Below are 20949 nucleotides of genomic sequence, written 5' to 3'. Positions count from 1 at the left end.
TTTGACTGTAGGGGCGCGCCGCGTGCCGCACACCTTTGAGCGTGCCGTCGGCCGCACACTCAAAGAAATGCCGGCGGAAAACGTCAGTCCGGCACTATGACTATTTTCCCGAAATGGCCGCCGGAGTGCAGGAGGCGATACGCCTCGGGCGCGGCGGAGAACGGGACGGCGCGGTCGACGACCGGGCGGATCCGGTGCCGTTCGACCGCGCGGTTCATCGCCTCGAAGGTGTCCCGTCCGCCCACCAGCATCCCCTGCACGGTGAGCCCCTTGCGCAGCAGCGGCACGGGACTCAGCCCGTCGCCCCGGGCGAGCACGCCGATCAGGCTGACCCGTCCGCCGGTGCGCGCCGCCCGGACCGACTGCGGCAGCGTGCCCGCGCCGCCCACCTCGACGACGTGGTCGACGCCCCCATCCGTCATGTCGAACACGGCCTTCCCCCACTGGGGGACGCGCGTGTAGTTGACGCCCGCCGCCGCGCCGAGCGCGCGCAGCCGGTCCAGCTTGGCGTCCGTGCTGGAGGTGGCGATCACCTCGGCTCCCGCGAGGGTGGCGAACTGCAGCGCGAACACCGACACTCCCCCGCTGCCCAGCGTCAGCACGCGCTCCCCGGGGGCGAGCGTCCCCTGCACCATCAGGCAGTGCCAGGCGGTGACCGCGGCGCACGGCAGCGTCGCGGCCTCGGCGAAGTCCAGGTGCGACGGCGCCGCGACCACCGCGTCCTGGTCGAAGACGACGTACTCGGCGAGCACGCCGTCCACGGTGCCGCCCAGCGACGCGGCGATCTTGTCGGCGGTGGCCGGACCGGAGATCCAGTCGGGCATGAAGACCCCGAGCACGCGGTCTCCCTCCCGCCACCGCGTCACCTCCGGGCCCGCGGCGACCACCTCGCCCGCGCCGTCGGACAGCGGCACCACGTCCGGTTTCATGCCGCGGCCGTACGTGCCCGTGGCGATCAGCAGGTCGCGGTAGTTCAGCGACCACGCCCGCATGCGCACCAGCACCTGGCGCGGGCCGGGCTCGGGCACGGGACGCTCGTCCATCCGCAGGGCGCCGACCCCGGTGAACGCCGGCAGCCGGTAGTACCTCACGCCGCGCCCAGCCGTTCGGCCGAGTCCGGCCGGTGCCGCGCGGGCGGGCCCGCGGACGCCGCGCACAGGCCGACGAAGTTGGTGATCAGCCGCATGCCGTCCTCGGTGCCGATGCTCTCCGGGTGGAACTGCACCGACTCGACGGGCAGGTGCCGGTGCCGCAGCCCCATCACGTACCCGTCGTCGTGGGACCGCGCGGTGATCTCCAGGCACTCGGGCACGGTGTCCTCGACGACCACCAGCGAGTGGTAGCGGGTCGCGACGAACCCGTCGGGGACCCCGGCGAACAGCCCCCGGCCGTCGTGCCGGATCCGGCTGGTCTTGCCGTGCATCAGGTGCCGCGCGGGCACCACGCTCGCGCCGTAGGCCAGCCCGATCGCCTGGTGCCCGAGGCAGACGCCCAGGATCGGGACGAGGCCCGCGAACTCCCGCACGATCTCCACGTGCCCGGACTCGGCCGGCCGTCCGGGGCCGGGACCGAGCAGGATCGCGTCGGGGGCCGTGCCGCGGATCGTGGCGGCGGTCAGCTCGTTGGACCGCGCCATGACCGGGTTCGCGCCGGCCGACATCAGGTATTGCCGCAGGATGTAGACGAAGCTGTCGAACGCGTCGACCACGAGGATCCTCACAGCAGCTCCTCTCCGGTCACCGCCCAGTACGGGGCGCTCAGCTTGGCGAGGGTCTCGTTCCACTCGCGGCCGGGCACCGAGTCGGCGACGACGCCCGCCGAGGCCCGGGTCCGGTACGAGCCGTCGCGGTGGATCAGGGTGCGGATGCACAGCGCGAGGTTCAGGTAGCCGCCGACGTCGATGAGGCCGAGCGCCCCCGAGTACAGCCCCCGCCGGCTGCGCTCGGTCGCCTCGATGATCTCCATGGCGCGGATCTTCGGGGCCCCGGTCATGGTGCCGGCGGGGAACAGCGCCGGGATGACGTCGAAGCCGTCGGTGCCGTCCTCGGCCTCCCCGACCACGGTGGACACCAGGTGCAGGACGTGCGAGTACCGCTCGACGACCAGCGAGTCCGGCACGTCCAGGGTGTCGCGCTTGCAGATGCGGCCGATGTCGTTACGGCACAGGTCGACGAGCATGGTGTGCTCGGCCAGCTCCTTGGGGTCGGCGCGCAGCTGCCGCGCGGCGATCTCGTCGTCGGCGGCCCCGCGCGGCACCGTCCCGGCGATCGGCCGCATCGTCACGGTGCCGTCCTCCACGCGCACGAACAGCTCCGGGCTGCCGCCGATGACGGTGTGCCCGCCCACCGTGGCCAGGTACATGTACGGCGAGGCGTTGCGCTCGCGCAGCCGCCGGTACACCTGCACCGGATCGGCCGGGCTGCGGATGTCGAGCTCGTGGCCGATCTGCACCTGGTAGATGTCGCCCGCCGCGATGTGCTCCAGGCACCGGTCCACGGCCGCCAGGTACCGGCCGCGCTCGGTGTCGCCGGTGACGGCCGCCACCGGCGGGGCGTCGCGCGGGGCCCCCTCCGGCGGGGTCCCGCCGGCGGCGGCGAGCAGCGCGGCGATCTCGTCCCGGTCGAGGGCGGGCCAGGCCGGGGACTCGTGCAGCGACAGCTCGGCGCGTCCGGTCGCCAGGTCGGTCACCAGGCAGCCCCGCGACAGCGCCAGGTGCACGTCGGGCAGTTCCGGGGCCTGGTCGATCAGGTACGGCAGGTCCTCGACGTACCGCGCGGCGTCGTAGCCGAAGTAGCCGATGAACCCGAACCGGAACCGCGACGCCGACCCCTTCGCGTCGAACGCGCCGCCGACCGCGCGCAGCACCGGCCACAGGTCACGGGCGGCGCGCAGCCGCGTCCGCCCGTCGGCGGCGATGTCGAGCAGCGGCCCGATCCGGCGCCGCACCGCCTCGCGCAGCGCCGGAACCCCGTCCACCCGGACCTCGCCCCGCGTCACCGAGACCGTCAGCAGCGTCCCGAACCCGGTGAAGTGGTATCTGACGTCCCGCGCCGGGCCAGCGGCGGACTCCAGCAGGTAGACCTGCTCGCGTCCGAACCGTCCGGCCAGCGCCAGGTAGGCCGCGAGCGGTTCCACCGGCGGGACCGCCAGCCGTGTGGTGCGCACGGGCACCGCCGCGCCGTCCGGCGCCGGTCGAGCATCGTTCATCGCCTGTGGTCCCGGGTGCTCAGTCGGCGATCGCGTACCGGTGCGCGACCTGCCGCGCGACCAGCGCCGCGTCGTCCGGCTCGGTCCTGTTGTCCAGGATCCGGGCGGCCTTCCAGCTGACGTACGCGCCGGTGTTGGTGACCGGGTCCAGCTCGCCGTCGGCGACGACGGCGGCCCGCACCCCCGCCAGCTCCCGCAGCCGCTCGGCCACCCCGGCCCCCACCTGGTGCGGGGGCCCGCTGATGTCCGGCAGCAGGTCCATCCGGACGGTCACCTGGTCGGCGCCGTCGGGCGCGGTGTCGATGACGACCTGGTAGCCGAGGCAGCCCCGCACGCCGCGCAGCACCGCTGACTCGATCTCGGCCGGATGGAACCGGCCGCCGCCCAGCTCGATCCGGTCGGCGACGCGGCCGACCACCTCGACCAGCGCGCCGGGACGCCCGCACGGGCAGCCCGGCCCGGTGACGGTGACCAGGTCGCCCGTGCGGTACCGCACCAGCGGCTTGATCCCGTCGATCAGCATGGTCAGGCACAGCTCGCCGGTGCCGGTGCGGCCGCGCACCGCGCCGGTGCGCGGATCGAGGATCTCCACCAGGTAGTTCGGGTCCGACAGGTGCATCCGGCCCTCGGCGCAGCCGGTGGCGATGGCCAGCGCCTCCTGCGAGCCGTACAGCGTGGGCAGGGTCCGCGCGCCCCAGATGGACGCCACGTTGTCGGCGAACTCGGGGGTGCAGATCTCCCCGAGCACCAGGAACAGCTCGATCCCGAAGTCCTCGCGGGGGTCGTAGCCGTAGTGGCGGGCCGCCTTGGCCAGGCTGAGGCACAGCGCGGGCGCGCACACCACGACCTCGGCGCGCAGCTCCTTCAGCAGCCGCAGCGCCTTGCGGAACCCGACCCGGCTGGACTCCGGCCAGATCTTGGCGTGGCAGGCGCCGAGCCGCTGCGCCACCTCGCCGAAGGTGTCGCCGAACGCGTACAGCTCCGACGGGCCCATCAGGGCGATCACGGGCATCCGGGCGCCGAAGTGCGCGGCGAACAGGCGGCGCCACGCCTCCTCGACGTGGGCGTTGCTGCGGGCGATGTCCTCGGGGCCGCGCGGGCAGGGCGTCGGCGGGCCGGTGGTCCCGGTGGTCTCGTAGTAGATGGCGCCCTCGCCGACCGGCCCGCTCAGCACCGCGAACATCGCCTCGCGCAGGTCGTCCTTGGTGGTGAACGGGAGCCGGGACAGGTCGTCGGGGGTGACGGCGTCGACGTCGACGCCGGACAGGTGCGCGCGGTAGAAGTCCGACCGGCGGGTGACCTTCCGCAGCACCGCGGTCAGCCGCTCGGCGTGCCAGCGCCGCCAGTCGGCCTCGGTGACCTCGCCGGAGTAGTAGCGCCGGGTGAAAGCGTCGTAGTCGGACGGCGACAGGCTGGATGGCATTCGATGGGCCTCCGTCGTGTTCGCGTCATGGGGCTCGCGTCGTGGGGGCTGGCGTCGTGGGTCTCGCGTCGGGGCGGGAGGGGCCGCCGGGTCAGCCCACCGGCGAGCTGCGGGCGGCGAACCAGCGGTCGTCGCGTTCGTTGGCCTTGTCGGTGGCCATCGCGTCGCGGCCGGTCAGCTCCCGGTGCTCGGCGAGGACCTCGATCATGTCGACCATGCGGTGCAGCATCCGGTCGAGCATCTCCAGGCCCTCGTCGTCGTGCCGGGCGTCGCCGGGCTGGTTGCCGTAGACGATCGCCGGGAACCCGCTGCCGACCAGGATCATCCGGTTGAGCATCACGTTGGCCACCAGGTGGCCGTGCACCTCGGTGTGGCTGTAGCGGCGGCCGGTGACGATCACCCCGGCGACCTTGTTGGTGAGGGGACGCTCGAACCGCAGGTACCCGACGCCGGAGCGTTCGATGAACATCTGCATGAGCGCCGACGTCCCGAACCCGTGGACGGGGGCGGCGTACAGGATCCCGTCGGCCTGCGCCATCCGCCGCACCGCCTCGGGGACGTCGTCGTCGACGGTGCACGGGACGGTGCGGGAGTTGCAGTCGCCGCACGGCCCGCACGGGCTCATGCGCAGCTCGGCCAGGCGGATGATCTCCAGTTCGACGCCCCGGGCGGCCAGGGTCTTGGCGGCGTGCTCCAGCACGTCCAGGGTGTTGCCCCTGGCCCGCTCCGACCCGTGGATGGCGACGATCTTCTTCGGCGTGGTGGACATGGCCGTTCCTCTCTGCGGTCGCGGTCAGCCGGTCTGCTGCGGCGCCAGCGCGGGGTCGGGGACCGGCCGCGGCGCGCGGGGCCATCGGTGGCCGAGCCGGGCGACGGGCCGCTCGAACAGGTAGTGGCTGGCCGCGGCGACCGCCACGGTGCCGAAGAACGTGATCGCCAGCAGGGGCCACATGCCGACGTCCATCCCGGCGGCCTGGTAGGCGACGGGATCCATCGGGGCGGTGCGGCCGTTGATGCTGCCCTCGCCGATGGCCACGTCCAGGACGAGCATGTGCCACAGGTACACGCCGTAGGAGATCCGCCCGAGGAACCGCACGGGCGCGTTCGCCAGCACGGCGTCGGCGAACCGCCAGCGCACGCCCGGCACGGTCAGCGGCGCGACGAACAGCGCCGCGAAGGTCAGCGACAGGACGTAGTCGATCTGGGCCTGGGTGAACCCGGACCAGTCGGGCACCGCGGCCGGGCCGAACGGCTTGTAGAGGTTGACCGCGAACACCGCCAGCGCGGCGAGCCAGCACAGGTTCGGCCGCTGCCTGACCAGGCGGTAGAGGCGGGGCGGCTCCGCGGCGGTCTCGGCGCGCACCGCCAGCACCGCCAGCGCCATGCCGATGGCGAACGTGCCGGCGTAGTGGGGCGGCCAGAAGGTCAGGTCGGACATCCCGAACGGCGACGACTGCCGCAGCGACGGCAGGCTGCAGTACACGTGCCAGACGACGCCGAACGCCACGAACCCGGCCAGCGGCAGCATGATCCGCCGGGCCCGCCGCACGGGGTCGTCGGCGCGGCGCGCGTACCGGGCGATGAGCCAGGCGAACGGCGGCAGGACCAGGTAGAAGGCGAACTCGGTGGTCACCGTCCACGTCGGTTCCATGCCGACGGGGAAGTTCTCGATCTTGAACGAGTGCAGCATCAGCAGCGGGCGCAGCACGTACCAGATCCCGTTGATGCTGTGCAGGTTCATCACCAGCAGCGTCACGATGGTGACGACCCAGAATCCGGGGACGATGCGCAGCACGCGCCGCCACATGAAGTTGCCGAGCGCGGGCCAGGGGGCGCCGGTGATGGTCGCGCGGGCGAAGGAACGGTAGAGCAGGAAGCCGGACAGGACGAAGAACGGCGGCAGGAACACCTCCAGGCCGGAGGCCACCACGCCCCAGAACGGGTCCTTGGGCTCGTTGAGCATTCCCAGCAGGCCGCCGGCGAAGGCGACGTGGTAGAAGAGGACCGCGGACGCGCAGAGCCCGCGCACCCCCTCCAGATTCGGCAGGTGCCTGCCCTCGGGGGCGATCGTGCCCAGGCCGCTCGGGGGCTCAGTGTTCGCCATCGCGTCTCCCCGTGGCGTGCGTCCTGTCGATGTCGTAGAAGTCGAAGTCCATGACCTGCCCGTAGAGCGCGACGCGCAGTTCCGCCAGGGCGGCCCGCACCGCCGCCACCACGGACGGGACGTCGCAGGTTCCCGCGAGTTCGCGCAGCGAGGCGTAGCACTCCAGCAGCTGCCGCTCCTGGGCGTCGGTCAGTTCGCCCTCCACACGGGCGCCGGTCTCGGGGAGGGGCCGGGTGTGCAGTTCAGCGTTCGTCATGGAGCCTCGCCGCCTTGAATTCAGCTCGGGGAAGGGTGCCGGTCTCCGCGAGTTCCACCACCGGGCGGATGCCGATCTCGCGTTTGAACTCGACGGCGATCCGCTCGCACAGGGTGGACAGGTCCCCCACCGCGTCGGCAGTAGGCTCGACCCGCAGGAAGACGGTGTCCAGGCCGCGCACGGTGCGCAGCGTGGTCTGGTACTCGCTGACCTCGGGGAACGCGCGGAGGACGTCCTCGATCATCACGGGCGTGACGGACACGCCGCGGATCTTGCGCATGTCGTCGGTGCGGCCGAGGATGCCGCCGTCGAACCAGTCCCACGTCCGTCCGCAGCCGCACTCGTGCCACGGCCGCCTGACCACCAGGTCCTCGGTCCAGTGCCGGAACAGCTGCATGCCCTCGCGGCCGAGACCGGTGGTGACCCGCACGCCCTGCTCGCCGTAGCCGACGGGCCGCAGCGTGTCGGGATGCAGGACCTCCTCGATGACACCGGACTCGATGATGTGGCAGGCGTTGCGCCTGGTCGGGCACTCGAACATGAACACCGCGCCGAGTTCGGTCGTCCCCGCGGCGTTGAGGACACGCGCGCCGAACGCCTCGGAGATGGCCCGCGTCGTGGAGTCCGGCCGCGGCTCGGCCCCGGCCAGGATCACCTTGACGTTTGCCTCCGCCGCCAGGTCGACGCCCATCTCCCGGGCCGTCTCCATGAGGCGCAGCGCGTAGCTGGGCGTGCATCCCAGCACCTCGATCTGCAGGTCCACCAGCAGCCGGATGCGGGCCCGCGAGTCCAGCCCGCCGGACGGGACGACCATGCACCCCATCCGCTCCAGCGCGTAGTGCATGCCCCAGAAGCCCATGAACAGGCTGTAGCCGAACGCGACCATCCCCCGGTATCCGGGGCGGACGCCCATGCCGTACAGCGCCGTGCAGAAGGTGTCGACCGACCAGGCCCAGTCGCGCGCGGTGTCGAAGGTGCGCACCGGGGGGTTGCCGCTCGTCCCGCTGGTCTGGTGGTGCCGCGAGCCCAGCCGGGAGTCGGTGGACGGCCAGGTGCCGTACGGCGGCGACGCCTGCTCGGTCGCGAGCAGTTCCGGCTTGCGCAGCAGCGGGACCCGGGCGAAGTAGTCGTCCATCGAGGTGATGTCGCCGGGAATCCGTTCGGCCCAGAACTTGGAGTTGGTCCTGGCGTACGTCAGCGCCTGCCGCAGCTTGCGCCACTGCCACTCGGCGAGACGCTCCCTCGGCATGGTCTCGGTTCTGCGATTCCAGTAGCCGATCCGGTCGTCTTGGACCGGTTCAAGCGATGTCATCGAACCTCCCTGCGGATGTGACCGGTCGAGAAGGGAACGGGGTGGGTGAGAGGGGCGGGTGTCAGCCGAGCGCGACCGGCAGCCGGCTGTGCCCGCGCACCAGCCACCGGTCGCGATAGACGGCGGGACCGGCCGGGGCGAGGCCGGGGAAGCGGCGCAGCAGCGCGGGCAGCGCGACCTGCGCCTCCATCCGGGCCAGCGCCGCGCCGACGCACAGATGGATGCCGCCGCCGAAGCTCAGCGGCCTGTTGTCGGGACGGTCGGGGTCGCACCGGTGCGGGTCGGGGTAGCGGCGGGGATCCCGGTTGGCGGCGGCCAGCAGCACCAGCACCTTCGTACCGGCGGGGACCGGGGTGCCCATCAGGTCGACGTCCTCCGCGGCCCAGCGGCTGGTGGCCTGCACCGGCGGTTCGCACCGCAGGGTCTCCTCGACGAAGCCGGGCGCGAAGCCCGGCTCGGCGCGCAGCCGCGCCGCGAATCCGGGGTGCTCGAACGCCGTGTGCAGGCCGTGCCCGAGCAGGTGGGTCGTGGTGTCGAACCCGGCCACCAGCAGCAGGACCAGGTTGCCGATCAGTTCGTCGCGGCTGAGCCGGTCGCCGTCGGCGCCGTCGTCGTGCGCCCGGACCAGCGCGCTGATCAGGTCGGTGCCGGGACGGCGCCGGCGCCGCTCGATGACGTCGGCGAAGTAGTCCGACAGCTCGTCCATCGCCGCGTCCGCCCGGTCCAGCCTGGACAGGTCGGTGATGCCCTCCAGGGCGAGCGTCACCTCGGCCGACACCGCGCGGAACCACACCTGGTCGCTCTCCGGGACGCCGAGCAGCTCGCCGATGACCGCGACCGGGAGCCGGAAGGCGAACTCGGCCATGAAGTCCACCGGCGCCCCGCCGCCGAGGTCGGCCATGCGCCCGAGCAGCCGGTCGACCAGGCGCACCACGGCAGGCCGCAGCTCCTGCACCCTCCTGGCGGTGAAGGTGCCGACCACCTGCCGCCGCATCCGGGAGTGGTCCGGCGGGTTGGTGTAGAGCATCGACTCGGTGAAGCCGCGCAGCGAGGAGTGCTCCCGCCAGCCCGGGTGGATCACGTCGTGGCTGTTCTCGTCCTGCACCTTCAGCAGCGGTTCGCGCAGCGCGGCGACGCACTCGTCGTAGCCGACGGCGACCAGCATCCCGTCGTCGACGCGCACCAGGTTCCCGTGCGCGCGGATGGCCTCGTAGTGGGGGTAGGGGTCGCGTCTGCCCTGCGGGCTCACCAGTGCCGCGATCGCCTCGTCGGGCCGCGTCGCAAGCTCGGCCATCGGCCTCTCCGTTCTCGTCCCCGTGCCGCCCGGCCCGGTCTCGCCGGGTGCGGTCCTCACGGGCGTGCGGGGATTCTGAGTTCGACGATCGACGACTCGCCGGCCGGGTGCGTCCCGGCGACGGCGAGCCCCGCGTCGGCGGCCAGCGCGCCGAGCTCGGACAGCCCGCGCTCCCTGCCGCCGTAGTAGGCGAGCATGCGCAGGTCCAACGTGGGAGGGGGCGACTCCCCGTCCGCGCCGAGCGCCTCCACGACGAGCACGGCGCCGTGCGGACCGGCCGCCTCGGCGCAGCGGCGCAGGATCGCGCGCGCCGCCTCGTCGCCCCAGTTGTGCAGGATCGAGGAGAGCAGGTAGCCCCCGGCGCCCGGGGGCAGCGGGTCGAAGAAGCTGCCGGGGACGGCGTCGGCGCGGTCGGCGAGCCCCGCCGCGGCCAGCGTCTTGCGCGCCGCTTCGGCGGTGTCGGGCAGGTCGACGACCGAGCCGCGCAGGGACGGGTGCGCGGTCAGCAACGCGATCAGCAGCGAGCCGTCGCCGCCGCCGACGTCCACGACATGGCCGAGGGAGCCCCAGTCGTAGCCCGCCACGATGCCCGGCGCCCGCCGGGCCAGGTCGGCGGCCATGCGGGCGTCGAAGGACGCCGCGCGCCCGGGTTCGGCCGCCATGTCCTCCCAGAAGGGCCGGCCGAAGTGCGCCGGGTAGGCGGCCTCTCCGGTGCGGACGCTGTGCAGCAGCTCGACGAAGGACAGCTCGGCACGGCCGACCGCGCCCTCGATGTCCAGCATCTCCCGCAGGCGCGCGGGATGGTCGTCCAGCAGCGGTTCGCCCAGGTCGGTCAGGTGGTGGCGCCCGGAGTCGTCGCGGGCGAACACCCCCTTGGCGACCAGGAACCGCAGGAGCCGTTCCAGCGCGTCGGCGTCGGCCCCCGCCGCCCGCGCCAGCTCCGGAACGGTTCGCCGCCCCGCGGCGATGTGGTCGGCGATGCGCAGGGTCGCCGCCACCCGTATGGCCATCGGCGTTCCCAGATGGGCCATGGCCCACAAGCGCGCGCTGCCGTCAACGGCCGTCACCGTGTCCCCCTTCGCCTCACGCCCCCGAGGCCGGGCCGCACTGGCCCGGGCAACGATCTCGATCGTGGCCCTGGGAGAAGACCGATACATCCTTCAAATTGCGCTTTTCCCGTTGCCTCGGAGTCCCGTGTGCAGGGCGCAATCCAGGAGATGCGGAACGTGTGCGGCGGGGTGAGGATTCGGCAGGTGTCGTTGCCTTCCGGCGGGGGCGGGCCAGACGGTACCGGCGGCACGAGGCTCAGGAAGGTGCTGGAAATGGTCGTAGTCATGGCCGCGGACGCCCTGCCACGGGACATCGAGGCGGTCGTCCGGCGGGTGGAGGCGGCGGGCGCGCGGGCGTACGTCAGCCGCGGGTTCAGCAGGGTCATCATCGGTCTGGTCGGCGACGTCGACGGCCTCGGCTCGCTCAACCTGCGCGCGATGCCGGGGGTCGGCGCGGTCACCCGGATCTCCACGAAGTACAAGCTGGTCAGCCGCGAGCACCGGCCGGGCCGGTCGGTTGTGCAGGTCGGCGGGGTGCCGATCGGCCCGGACACGGTGACGCTGATCGCCGGGCCGTGCGCGGTGGAGACGCCCGACCAGACGCTCGCCGCCGCCCGGATGGCGCGGGCGGCCGGCGCGACGCTGCTGCGCGGCGGCGCGTACAAGCCGCGCACCTCGCCGTACGCCTTCCAGGGCCTCGGCGAGGCCGGGCTGAGGATCCTGGCGGACGTGCGGGCCGAGACGGGCATGCCGGTCGTCACCGAGGTGGTCAGCGCGCACGACGTCGACACGGTCGCCGCCTACGCCGACATGCTCCAGATCGGCACCCGCAACATGCAGAACTTCCCGCTGCTGCAGGCGGTCGGGGCGGCGGGCAGGCCGGTGCTGCTGAAACGGGGCATGAGCGCCACCATCGAGGAGTGGCTGATGGCCGCCGAGTACATCGCCCAGCGCGGCAACCTGGACATCGTGCTGTGCGAGCGGGGCATCCGGACGTTCGAGAAGTCCACCCGCAACACCCTGGACATCTCGGCGGTGCCGGTGGCGCAGTGGCTGTCGCACCTGCCGGTCGTCGTCGACCCGTCGCACTCGGGCGGGCGCCGCGAGCTGGTCCTGCCGCTGAGCCGGGCGGCGATCGTCGCGGGCGCCGACGGCCTCATCGTGGACGTGCATCCGCACCCCGAGACGGCGCTGTGCGACGGCCCGCAGGCGATCGTCACCGAGGACCTGCCGGTGCTGGCCGACACCCTGACCGGGCTGGCGGCGTTCATGGGCCGCCGGCTGCCCGCTCCTGCCCAGGCGTCGGCATCGGCGCAGGCGCCGGCCGAACCCCTGGCGGAGGCGGTGGCGGAGCCCACGTGATCACGGGTGATCCGCGCGGCGGTGTCGAGAACGGCGGCTCGGCTCCGACCTGTGCGGTGAGGCTTCCACCGGGGCCCGGCGGCGCGGCGCGGCGCGCCGCCGGCGCCGGGTCCCGGATTCCGGCCTCTGCTACGCTGCGCCCGCGGCGGTGCCTGGATGTGAGGAGTCGAGAGTGAAGTACATGCTCTTGATCTACAGCAACCCGGAGAACCTGGAGCACCCGATATTCCTGCAGAATCCCGATTTCCTGGCGTTGTCGAGCGACGAGCGCGGCGAGCTGACCGAGCGGTTCGAGGCGCTGCACAAGGAGATCACCGAATCCGGTGAGCTGGTCACCGGGGCCGCGCTGGCCCATCCGGTGAACACCAGGACGACCCGCGTGCGCGACGGTGTCCCGGCCACCACCGACGGCCCCTACCTGGAGGCCAAGGAACATCTCGCGGGATACTTCGTGATCGACTGCGACGGCCCGGAACGGGCGGCCGAGATCGCCTCCCGTTTCCCCCGCACCTGGTTCGCCGCCGTCGACATTCACCCGATCGTCGACTGCGCGTAACGCCTTTCCGCCGACCGCGCGCGGAACTCCGCGGCCCTTCTCATATCCGCGAATCCCGCCCGGTCGCGGCGCGGCCGGGGATGCTGTGGGCGGCGACCGGGGCGAGCAGTGCCCCGTCGAGCGCCAGGCCGCCGATGCGCACGGTGCCGTCCAGGACGATCGAGTCGCGGACGCGGGCGCCGCGCAGCACGCAGCCGCGGCCGACGGCCACATGGGGCCCGATCCGGCAGCCGTCCAGCAGGCTGTCGGCTCCGACGAGCGCGGGGCCGACGATCCGCGAACCGCGCACCCGTGCGCCCGGCTCGACCACCACCGGGCCGGTCAGCTCACTGGCCGCGTCCACGTCCCCGGCGACGCGGGGACGCAGGTCCGCCAGGTAGCGGCGGCTGCAGGCCAGCACGTCCTCGGGCCGCCCGATGTCGCGCCAGTAGCCCTCGTACTCCACCGCCCGCACCGGCGCGCCCCGCGCGATCAGCCACTGGATCGCGTCGGTGATCTCCAGCTCGCCGCGCGCGCTGGGCCGGATCGCCGCGACCGCCTCGTGCACGGCCGCGGTGAAGAAGTAGACGCCGAGGACGGCCCGGTCGCCGCGCGGACGCGCGGGCTTCTCCTCCAGCCCCAGCACCGCGCCGTCCTCGCCGAGCTCGGCGACGCCGAACTCGCGGGGGTCGGGCACCCTGCGCACCAGCAGCTGCGCGGCCGGGCGGGCGGCCCGGAACCGCCGCGCCAGGCCGGCGATCCCGTCCCGCAGCATGTTGTCGCCGAGATAGAGGACGAAATCGTCGTCGCCCAGGAAACGGCGCGCCAGCCGGACGCAGTGCGCCAGCCCCAGCGGCTTCTCCTGCCGGATGTAGCCGATGTTCAACCCGAGGTCGGAACCGTCACCGATGGCCTTGACGATCTGCGGCCCGGTGTCACCGACGATGACGGCGGCATCGGTCACGCCCGTCGCCGCGACGTCCCGCAGAACGTGCTCCAGGACCGGTTTTCCCGCGATCGGCACCAACTGTTTGGCGATGGCGTGACTGAAGGGGCGAAGCCGGGTAGCCGAGCCGCCCGCCAGCACGAGTGCCTTCATGGATATTCGTCCCTTCCGTCGTGTGACCGAGACTAACCACGGGGCCGGGTCCGGCACTTCTCGCAGAATGGCGCCGGCGGGCACTCGGGAGGATGCCGGGCCGTTCCGGGCCGCGGAGAATTCGGGGAAGGCCCGCGGCCACGAAAGGAAACCGAAAGCGATGGACGAGACGTACACTGCGGAATTCGCCGAGATCTACGAACCCTTCTACCGGCTCCGGGGAAAGGACTGGACGGCCGAGGCCGAATACCTCGTCAAGCTGATCCGGGACAGATCGCCGGGGGCGCGGTCGCTGCTGGACGTCGGCTGCGGCACCGGCGCGCACCTGGAGACGTTCGACAAGCTGCTCGACCATGTGGAGGGGCTGGACGTCGCCGCGCCGATGCGGGACGTGGCCAGGCGGCGGCTGCCGCACGTCACGGTGCACGACGGCGACATGCGCGACTTCGACCTCGGCCGCCGCTTCGACGCGGTGACGTGCATGTTCAACGCGATCGGCTACATGGAGAGCGTGGGCCAGCTGCGGGCCGCCGTGCGCGCGATGGCGCGGCACGTGGTCCCCGGCGGGGTACTGGTGGTGGAGCCGTGGCGGTTCCCGGACAAGTTCGTCGACGGGCATCCCGTGGCGGAGGCGGGGCACCCCGACGGCCGTGCCATCGCCCGGGTGTCGCACTCGGTGCGCAGCGGCCGCGCCATCCGCATGCAGGCCCGCTACCTGGTGGGCGAGCCCGGCGGGATCAGGGAGTTCACCCAGGTCCACCGGCTGCGGCTGTTCACCGAGAACGAGTACCTGACCGCCTTCGCGTCCGCCGGCTGCCCCGCCGAGTACCGGGAGGACGACCTGACCGGGCGGGGCCTGTTCATCGGCGTCCGCCGGTAGCCCGGCCGCCGGACCCGGTCCCGGTGCTCGGGCCCGCGCTCAGGGCCCGAGCGCCGTCAGCCGCACCCCGTCCAGCGTGCCGTCGTCGTCCAGGGAGCCGTCGCCGTCCAGGGAGCCGTGGCCGGCGGCCGCCTCCTCGGCCTTCAGCGGCTCCCACCACGCCCGGTTCGCGCGGTACCACTCGACCGTCGCCGCCAGCCCCACGTCCAGGCCCACCTGCGGCGCGTACCCCAGCTCCTCGCGGATCTTGGTGATGTCCAGCGAGTAGCGCAGGTCGTGTCCGGGCCGGTCGGCGACGTGCTCGACCATCTCCCAGCCCACGCCGCACGCCTCCAGCAGCCGCGCGGTCAGCTCGGCGTTGGTCAGCTCCGTGCCGCCGCCGATGTGGTAGATCTCGCCGGGGCGCCCGGACCGCATGACCATCTGGATGCCGCGGCAGTGGTCCGACACGTGCAGCCAGTCCCGCACGTTGGCGCCGGTGCCGTACAGCGGGACCGGCACGCCGTCCAGCAGGTTGGTGACGAACCGCGGGATCACCTTCTCGGGGTACTGGTAGGGCCCGTAGTTGTTGCTGCACCGCGTGACCACCACGTCCAGGCCGCGGGTGCGGTGCCAGGCGAGCGCCACCAGATCCGAGGCGGCCTTGGACGCGGCGTAGGGCGAGGTGGGGTTCAGCGGGGTGTCCTCGGTCCACGAGCCATGGTCGATCGAGCCGTACACCTCGTCGGTGGACACGTGCACGAACCGTCCCACGCCGTGCCGCTGCGCGGCCTCCAGCAGCACCTGCGTGCCGAACACGTTGCTGCCCACGAACGGGCGCCCGCTGCGGACCGAGCGGTCCACGTGGGACTCGGCGGCGAAGTGCACGATGACGTCGTGGCCGCGGACGACGTCGTCCACCGCGAACGGGTCGCGGATGTCGCCGTACACGAACCGGTAGCGGGGGTGGCCCGCCACCGGGTCCAGGTTCCGCGGGTTGCCCGCGTAGGCCAGGCGGTCCAGGACGGTGACGTGCGCCCCCGCCGACCCGGGCAGTTCCTCCCGCAGCGTCGCCCGCACGAACTCCGAGCCGATGAATCCGGCGCCTCCGGTGACCAGAATCCTCATCGCGGCGATCCTCCGGCGACCGGTCGCTTGGTCTGCGTCTCCATTCGTCCATCATCGGCGCGTTCGCGAAACGGCGGCATCTCCTCGACTGCGCAGATCACGCGCACATCACGGACGACCCGCCAGGAAATGCACGGGAGCGGACATGAGAACCGGGCGGGACTCCCGCTCCGTCGTCCCGCCCGGTCGCCTCACCGGTGTCAGCCGCCGGTGCCGGGAACCGCCCGGCCCCGCCGGACCGTGGTCACCGCGGACCGGCCGCGGCGTCCGAACCGACGCCCGCGTCCTCGGCCGCGGCCTCGTCGCCGCCCTCCTGGCTCCCGGTCGGCGGGATGTGCCGGAACATGACGGCGCTGAACACCGCGAGCGCGGCGAAGATGACGCCCGCGACGATCGCGACGGTGCCGAGGCCGTCGGCGAACGCGTCGCGGACGGTGCCGAGGAACTGCCCGCCGAGCGGCTGCGGCAGCCCCTCGGCCACCGACACCGCCGCCGCGATGTTGTCCTCGGCGATGTCGGCCGAGTGGGGCGGCACCGCGCCGGGCACGTTCCCCGACAGCTCGCTGCGGTACACGAAGGTGGCGAGGCTGCCGAGCATCGCCACGCCCAGCGCCATGCCCAGCTCGCCGCTGGCCTCGGAGATGGACGAGGCCGAGCCCGCCTTCTCCGGCGGGGCCGCGCCGAGGATCAGCGCGGTGCCGAGGCCGGACGGCAGGCCCACCCCCAGCGCCATGATCGCGTACCCGATCCACAGCTTGACCAGCTGGTCGGGCCCGTCCACCTGGGACAGCACGGCGTACCCGACGGTGCCGATCAGCAGTCCGGCGGTGAAGACGTAGCCGGGCCGCACGCGGGCGGCCAGCGCGGTGCCGGTGCCGATGGCGAAGATCATGATGAGCGTGGACGGCACCAGCCACAGGCCCGCCTTGATCGGCTCCAGCCCCTCGACGCTCTGCAGGTGCTGGGCGATGAGGAAGTAGGTGCCGCCCTGCAGCATCGGGACCAGCAGGCCGACGAACAGCGCGGCGCTGAACGTGCGGTTGCGGAACAGGCTCATGTCCACCAGCGGGCTGGCGAGGCCGCGCTGGCGGATGACGAACACCGGCACGAACGCGACGCCGACCAGGATCGTGACGACGGGCACCGCCGCCCAGCCGTCCTTGGCCAGCTCCTTGAGGCCGTAGACGATGGGCAGGATGGCCAGCAGCGACAGCAGCACGCTGACCATGTCCAGGCGGCCGGCGTCGGGGTCGCGGTACTCCGGCAGCAGGATCGGGCCGACCACGACCAGCAGCACCATCACCGGAACGCCCAGCAGGAACACCGAGCCCCACCAGAAGTTGTCGAGCATCGTGCCGCCGACGACGGGACCGAGCGCCATGCCGCCCATGAAGCACGACATCCAGGCGGCGATCGCCATCCCCGATTCCTTGGGGTCCTTGAACATGTTGCTGATCAGCGCCAGCGTCGAGGGCATCAGCGTCGCGCCGGTGATGCCCATGATCGCCCTGGTCGCGATGAGCATCTCGGCGCTGGTGGAGAACGCGGCCACGACCGAGGCCACGCCGAACAGCGCCGCGCCGATCAGCAGCAGCCGGCGGCGGCCGATGCGGTCGCCGAGCGTGCCCATGGTGATCAGGAAGCCGGCCACCATGAAGCCGTAGATGTCGGCGATCCACAGCTGCTGGGTGCTGTCGGCGCCCAGGTCGGTGCTCAGGTGCGGGATGGCCAGGTAGATCACGCTGAAGTCGAGTGACAGCAGCAGCGTGGGCAGGGCCAGGACGATCAGCCCGATCCACTCGCGCCGTCCGGCCTTGGGGCCGGAGGCGGTGGCGGCACTGGGGTCCATCTGCGGTTCCTTCCTCGAAGCGTACGGGCGTACGAGCCGGTCCGGCGGCACCCGCGCGCGCCGCCGGCGGAGGTTCCGGCGGCGGCGTCCCGGTCTGGCGCCTCCGCAGCAGAGGTCGGAGCGGACGGGCCGGTTTCGACATCGCCGCGAGATTTCGCGGGCGTCTCGGCACCGGCCGGTGCGACGCGGCGCGTCCGGGCGGTCGCGCAGCGGCAGGTGCGCACGGGGGGAGTAGTGCGCGCGGTCCCGCCGTGGCGACAGTGGTGGCGGAGGGATGATTCAAGTGATCAACGTGTTCCAGCCCTCACTGGGCGAGCGGGAACTGTCGGCCGTGCGCGAGGTGTTCGAGAGCAACTGGATCGGCAAGGGCTCGCGGGTGGCGGCGTTCGAGGCGGCGTTCGCCGAGCACGTCGGGGTCGCCCGGGAGCAGGTCACGTCGGTGAACTCCTGCACCGAGGCCACCTTCCTGGCGATGCGGCTGCTGGACGTCGGGCCGGGCGACGAGGTGGTGCTGCCGACGGTGAGCTTCGTCGGCGCGGCCAACGCGGTCGCCGCGGCCGGGGCGCGCCCGGTGTTCTGCGACGTGGACCCGCGCACGCTGAACGCCACCGTGGACGGCGTGGCGGCCCGCCTGACGCCGGCGACCAAGGCGGTGCTCCCGCTGCACTACGGGGGTCATCCCGGGCAGATCGCCGAGATCGCCGAGCTGTGCCGGGACCGCGGCCTGTTCCTGGTCGAGGACGCGGCGAACGCGCAGGCGTCCCGCGTCCACGGGCGGGCCTGCGGCACCCTCGGCGACATCGGCGTGTGGAGCTTCGACCACGGCAAGATCGCGGTGTCGGTGGACGGCGGCATGCTCTACGCGCGCGATCCCGAGCTGGTCGAACGGGCGACCAAGCTGGCCTACTTCGGCCTGGAGCAGACCAGCGGCTACGACCAGGCGATGCGGTCGCGCACCCGCTGGTGGGAGTTCGAGATCTCCTCGTTCTCCCGCCGTTCCATCATGAACGACGTGCTGGCCGCGGTCGGGCACGTCCAGCTCGGCAGGCTGGGCGAGTTCCTGGCCCGCAGGCGGGAGGTCGTCGCGGCCTACGACGAGGCGCTGCGCGACGTGCCGGGCCTGCTGATCCCGCCGCCGCTGCCCGAGGGGCACGAGAGCTCCTACTACCTGTACTGGGTGCAGATGGACCCGGGCGTCCGCGACTCGGTCGCCAGATATCTGTACGAGCGCGGCATCTACACCACGTTCCGGTACCCGCAGCTGCACAAGGTGCGGGCGTACCAGGCCGGGGACGGGCGCTTCCCCGGGGCCGAGCGGGCGGCGGGCGCCACCCTGTGCCTGCCGCTGCACCAGGCGCTCAGCGACGACGACGTGTCGCTGGTCATCACCACGCTCATCGAGGCCATGGACGTCCACCGCGGTGCGTCCGGCGCCCCCGCGTCAGGTGAGCAGGCGTCCGGTGAAAAGGTCGCGTGAACTCGCCGTCGCGGGCGCCGTCGAGCTGATCCGGCCGGTCTTCCGCGACCACCGGGGGTCCACCGTCGCGCCGTTCCAGCAGTCGGCGTTCCGGGAGGCCACCGGACGGCCGCCGTTCCGGGTGGCGCAGACGTTCCTCAGCGTCTCCGCGCGCGGCGTGGTCAGGGGCGTGCACTACACCGCGACCCCGCCCGGCGGCGCCAAGTTCGTCACCTGCGTCCGGGGCGGTGCGCTCGACATCGTCGTCGACCTGCGGGTGGGCTCCCCCACGTTCGGACGGCACGCGGCCGTGCGGCTCGACGCCGACGAGGGGCGCGCGGTGTACCTGCCCGTCGGCGTCGGCCACGTGTTCGTCGCGCTGGAGGACGACACCGTCATGTCGTACCTGCTGTCCACCGAGTACGCGGCCGCCGACGAACTGGCCGTCGCGCCGCTGGACCCGCGGCTGGGCCTGCCGATCCCCCCGGACGTCAGCCCCGTCGTGTCGGCCCGGGACGCGGCGGCGCCGACGTTCGCCGAGGCGGCCGAGGCCGGGCTCCTCCCGGACTACGGGCGGTGCCTGGAGGCCGAGGCCCTGGCGAACGCCGAGGCCGCACACAGTCAAGAGAGGCAGGGTGAGCCGAGTGGCCGGTGACGAGCCGACGACGGGCTGCCGCGTCTGCGGCGGCACGGTCGAGCAGTGGTGCGACCTGGGACGGCAGCCGATCTCCCAGGACTTCCGCGACCCCGCCGCGACCGACCCGGAGTACTTCTTCCACCTCGCCGTGGGCGTGTGCCTGTCCTGCGCGATGGTGCAGCAGCTGGAGCAGGTCCCCAGCGAGCTGATGTTCCACGCGGACTACCCGTACCGCTCGTCCGGCTCGGAGTTCATGCGCAGGCACTTCGCCGGGGTGGCGCGGCGGCTGCTCGCGACGGAGCTGGCCGGGCCGGACCCGTTCGCCGTCGAGATCGGCTGCAACGACGGCATCATGCTCGGCACGATCGCCGCGGCCGGCGTCCGGCACCTCGGCGTGGACCCCTCGCGCCGGGCCACCGAGACCGCCGAGGCGGCGGGCGTGCGGGTGCGGGTGGACTTCTTCGACGAGGCCACGGCGCGCGAGATCCTGGCCGCCGAGGGCCCGGCCGACCTGATCTACTCGGCGAACACCGTCAGCCACATCCCCTTCCTCGGCTCGGTGTTCCGCGGGGCGGCCACGCTGCTCGCGCCGGACGGGGTCTTCGTGTTCGAGGACCGCTACCTGGGCGACATCCTCGACAACGCCTACTTCGACCAGATCTACGACGAGCACTGCTACCTGTTCGCGGTCCGGTCCGTGCAGGCGCTGGCGGCGCGCAGCGGCCTGGAGCTGGTGGGGGCCGAGCGGATCCCCGTGCACGGCGGTTCGATCCGGTACACGGTGGCGCGGGCCGGGGCCCGCCCGCCGGGGCCCGAGATCGCCGAGCTGCTGGCCTGGGAGCGCGAGCAGGGGCTGCACCGGCCCGAGCGGCTGCGGCGCTTCACCGCGCGCATGGAGCAGATCCGCGCCGACCTGGTGGATCTGCTGCGCGACCTGCGGGCCGCCGGTCACCGGGTGGTCGGCTACGGCGCCACCGCCAAGAGCGCCACCGTGACGAACTACTGCGGCATCGGCCCCGGCCTGGTCGAGTTCGTCTGCGACTCGACGCCGGGCAAGCAGGGGCTGGTGACGCCCGGCATGCACCTGCCGATCCGTCCCCCCGAGTCGTTCGCCGGCCCCTACCCGGACTACGCCCTGCTGTTCGCGTGGAACCACGCCGAGGAGATCATGGCGAAGGAGCACGCGTTCCGCGAGCAGGGCGGCAAGTGGATCCTGTACGTCCCCAAGGTGCACATCGTCTGACCCGGGACACGACTGACCCGGGACACGACTGACGCGGGACACGACTGACAGTGATGATGTTCGTGGTGACGCCGCAGGTGGGTCTGACCCACCGACTGACTGACGTCTCGACTGTCCTTTTTGGGATTTGTCGGCC

General features: G+C 72.7%; 19 protein-coding genes. 6 read left to right on the top strand and 13 right to left on the bottom strand.

Translation table 11 applies throughout. The features are described 5' to 3' along the window. Positions 1-83: 83 nt before the first annotated feature. The 10 genes from ABZ801_RS36865 to ABZ801_RS36820 form a co-directional block, all read right to left on the bottom strand. Positions 84-1091 (bottom strand): NAD(P)-dependent alcohol dehydrogenase, encoded by a 1008-nt coding sequence (locus ABZ801_RS36865; protein ID WP_360707350.1) that lies wholly within the window; start codon positions 1089-1091, stop codon positions 84-86. Then, positions 1088-1720 (bottom strand): aminodeoxychorismate/anthranilate synthase component II, encoded by a 633-nt coding sequence (locus tag ABZ801_RS36860; RefSeq protein WP_360707347.1) that lies wholly within the window; start codon positions 1718-1720, stop codon positions 1088-1090. Before ABZ801_RS36860 ends, ABZ801_RS36865 begins: the two co-directional genes overlap by 4 nt. Continuing rightward, the gene (locus ABZ801_RS36855) at positions 1717-3207 is read right to left on the bottom strand and encodes an anthranilate synthase component I family protein (RefSeq protein WP_360707345.1); all 1491 of its coding nucleotides are present in this window, start codon (positions 3205-3207) and stop codon (positions 1717-1719) included. The genes ABZ801_RS36860 and ABZ801_RS36855 overlap by 4 nt, the downstream gene beginning before the upstream one ends. 19 nt (positions 3208-3226) lie before the next feature. Next, positions 3227-4630 (bottom strand): hypothetical protein, encoded by a 1404-nt coding sequence (locus ABZ801_RS36850; protein WP_360707342.1) that lies wholly within the window; start codon positions 4628-4630, stop codon positions 3227-3229. Positions 4631-4721: 91 nt separating this feature from the next. Continuing rightward, on the bottom strand, positions 4722-5399 hold the full coding sequence (locus ABZ801_RS36845) for a flavodoxin family protein (RefSeq protein WP_360707339.1): 678 nt from the start codon (positions 5397-5399) through the stop codon (positions 4722-4724). 24 nt (positions 5400-5423) lie between these two features. Further along, complete coding sequence (locus ABZ801_RS36840) at positions 5424-6734, bottom strand: acyltransferase (protein WP_360707336.1); 1311 nt, start codon at positions 6732-6734, stop codon at positions 5424-5426. Next, the gene (locus ABZ801_RS36835; RefSeq protein ID WP_360707334.1) at positions 6721-6990 is read right to left on the bottom strand and encodes a DUF6052 family protein; all 270 of its coding nucleotides are present in this window, start codon (positions 6988-6990) and stop codon (positions 6721-6723) included. Before ABZ801_RS36835 ends, ABZ801_RS36840 begins: the two co-directional genes overlap by 14 nt. Further along, positions 6977-8302, bottom strand: a complete 1326-nt coding sequence (locus ABZ801_RS36830) for an AMP-binding protein (protein WP_360707332.1) — start codon at positions 8300-8302, stop codon at positions 6977-6979. Before ABZ801_RS36830 ends, ABZ801_RS36835 begins: the two co-directional genes overlap by 14 nt. Before the next feature lie 61 nt (positions 8303-8363). After that, positions 8364-9596 carry a cytochrome P450 gene (locus ABZ801_RS36825; RefSeq protein WP_360707329.1) on the bottom strand — a complete coding sequence of 411 codons (1233 nt, stop codon included), beginning with the start codon at positions 9594-9596 and terminating at the stop codon, positions 8364-8366. Between the two features lie 56 nt (positions 9597-9652). Next, the gene (locus tag ABZ801_RS36820) at positions 9653-10606 is read right to left on the bottom strand and encodes a methyltransferase (protein ID WP_360707327.1); all 954 of its coding nucleotides are present in this window, start codon (positions 10604-10606) and stop codon (positions 9653-9655) included. 312 nt (positions 10607-10918) lie between these two features. Between ABZ801_RS36820 and aroF the strand changes: the two genes are divergently transcribed. After that, a complete protein-coding gene (aroF, locus tag ABZ801_RS36815) occupies positions 10919-12007 on the top strand; it encodes a 3-deoxy-7-phosphoheptulonate synthase (RefSeq protein WP_360707325.1) in 1089 nt (362 codons plus the stop codon). Between the two features lie 181 nt (positions 12008-12188). Beyond that, a complete protein-coding gene (locus ABZ801_RS36810) occupies positions 12189-12563 on the top strand; it encodes a YciI family protein (protein WP_344954987.1) in 375 nt (124 codons plus the stop codon). 40 nt (positions 12564-12603) lie between these two features. Here the strand turns inward: ABZ801_RS36810 and ABZ801_RS36805 are convergent, their stop codons facing one another. Next, the gene (locus ABZ801_RS36805; protein WP_360707322.1) at positions 12604-13641 is read right to left on the bottom strand and encodes a glucose-1-phosphate thymidylyltransferase; all 1038 of its coding nucleotides are present in this window, start codon (positions 13639-13641) and stop codon (positions 12604-12606) included. A gap of 160 nt (positions 13642-13801) precedes the next feature. Here ABZ801_RS36805 and ABZ801_RS36800 point away from each other — a divergent pair, with 160 nt between their 5' ends. Then, the gene (locus ABZ801_RS36800; RefSeq protein WP_344954818.1) at positions 13802-14521 is read left to right on the top strand and encodes a class I SAM-dependent methyltransferase; all 720 of its coding nucleotides are present in this window, start codon (positions 13802-13804) and stop codon (positions 14519-14521) included. Positions 14522-14560: 39 nt separating this feature from the next. Here the strand turns inward: ABZ801_RS36800 and rfbB are convergent, their stop codons facing one another. Continuing rightward, positions 14561-15628, bottom strand: coding sequence for a dTDP-glucose 4,6-dehydratase (gene rfbB, locus ABZ801_RS36795; RefSeq protein WP_360707317.1), 1068 nt, complete (start codon positions 15626-15628; stop codon positions 14561-14563). A gap of 244 nt (positions 15629-15872) precedes the next feature. Continuing rightward, positions 15873-17477 carry an MFS transporter gene (locus ABZ801_RS36790; RefSeq protein ID WP_360707315.1) on the bottom strand — a complete coding sequence of 535 codons (1605 nt, stop codon included), beginning with the start codon at positions 17475-17477 and terminating at the stop codon, positions 15873-15875. A gap of 274 nt (positions 17478-17751) precedes the next feature. Between ABZ801_RS36790 and ABZ801_RS36785 the strand changes: the two genes are divergently transcribed. From ABZ801_RS36785 to ABZ801_RS36775, 3 genes are read left to right on the top strand one after another with little or no spacing between them, the layout of a single operon-like run. Further along, positions 17752-18954: a DegT/DnrJ/EryC1/StrS family aminotransferase gene (locus ABZ801_RS36785; protein WP_360707312.1), complete on the top strand. Its 1203-nt coding sequence runs from the start codon at positions 17752-17754 to the stop codon at positions 18952-18954. Next, complete coding sequence (locus tag ABZ801_RS36780) at positions 18938-19588, top strand: dTDP-4-dehydrorhamnose 3,5-epimerase family protein (RefSeq protein ID WP_360707309.1); 651 nt, start codon at positions 18938-18940, stop codon at positions 19586-19588. Before ABZ801_RS36785 ends, ABZ801_RS36780 begins: the two co-directional genes overlap by 17 nt. Then, positions 19569-20813 (top strand): class I SAM-dependent methyltransferase, encoded by a 1245-nt coding sequence (locus ABZ801_RS36775; protein ID WP_360707306.1) that lies wholly within the window; start codon positions 19569-19571, stop codon positions 20811-20813. The genes ABZ801_RS36780 and ABZ801_RS36775 overlap by 20 nt, the downstream gene beginning before the upstream one ends. Positions 20814-20949 lie beyond the last annotated feature (136 nt).

The organism is Actinomadura sp. NPDC047616, assembly GCF_040642915.1.
In the GTDB taxonomy this organism is placed as follows: Bacteria; Actinomycetota; Actinomycetes; order Streptosporangiales; family Streptosporangiaceae; genus Spirillospora; species Spirillospora miaoliensis.
The sequence above is the reverse complement of the archived record's forward strand: the minus strand, read 5'-3'. Positions and strand labels throughout refer to the sequence as shown.

Bases quoted from the DNA above. Each gene is read 5' to 3' on its own strand.
- ABZ801_RS36855 (WP_360707345.1), bottom strand. From the start codon at position 3,207: ATGAACGATGCTCGACCGGCGCCGGACGGCGCGGCGGTGCCCGTGCGC.
- ABZ801_RS36850 (WP_360707342.1), bottom strand. From the start codon at position 4,630: ATGCCATCCAGCCTGTCGCCGTCCGACTACGACGCTTTCACCCGGCGC.
- ABZ801_RS36845 (WP_360707339.1), bottom strand. From the start codon at position 5,399: ATGTCCACCACGCCGAAGAAGATCGTCGCCATCCACGGGTCGGAGCGG.
- ABZ801_RS36840 (WP_360707336.1), bottom strand. From the start codon at position 6,734: ATGGCGAACACTGAGCCCCCGAGCGGCCTGGGCACGATCGCCCCCGAG.
- ABZ801_RS36835 (WP_360707334.1), bottom strand. From the start codon at position 6,990: ATGACGAACGCTGAACTGCACACCCGGCCCCTCCCCGAGACCGGCGCC.
- ABZ801_RS36830 (WP_360707332.1), bottom strand. From the start codon at position 8,302: ATGACATCGCTTGAACCGGTCCAAGACGACCGGATCGGCTACTGGAAT.
- ABZ801_RS36825 (WP_360707329.1), bottom strand. From the start codon at position 9,596: ATGGCCGAGCTTGCGACGCGGCCCGACGAGGCGATCGCGGCACTGGTG.
- ABZ801_RS36820 (WP_360707327.1), bottom strand. From the start codon at position 10,606: ATGGCCATACGGGTGGCGGCGACCCTGCGCATCGCCGACCACATCGCC.
- aroF (WP_360707325.1), top strand. From the start codon at position 10,919: ATGGTCGTAGTCATGGCCGCGGACGCCCTGCCACGGGACATCGAGGCG.
- ABZ801_RS36810 (WP_344954987.1), top strand. From the start codon at position 12,189: ATGCTCTTGATCTACAGCAACCCGGAGAACCTGGAGCACCCGATATTC.
- ABZ801_RS36805 (WP_360707322.1), bottom strand. From the start codon at position 13,641: ATGAAGGCACTCGTGCTGGCGGGCGGCTCGGCTACCCGGCTTCGCCCC.
- ABZ801_RS36800 (WP_344954818.1), top strand. From the start codon at position 13,802: ATGGACGAGACGTACACTGCGGAATTCGCCGAGATCTACGAACCCTTC.
- rfbB (WP_360707317.1), bottom strand. From the start codon at position 15,628: ATGAGGATTCTGGTCACCGGAGGCGCCGGATTCATCGGCTCGGAGTTC.
- ABZ801_RS36790 (WP_360707315.1), bottom strand. From the start codon at position 17,477: ATGGACCCCAGTGCCGCCACCGCCTCCGGCCCCAAGGCCGGACGGCGC.
- ABZ801_RS36785 (WP_360707312.1), top strand. From the start codon at position 17,752: ATGATTCAAGTGATCAACGTGTTCCAGCCCTCACTGGGCGAGCGGGAA.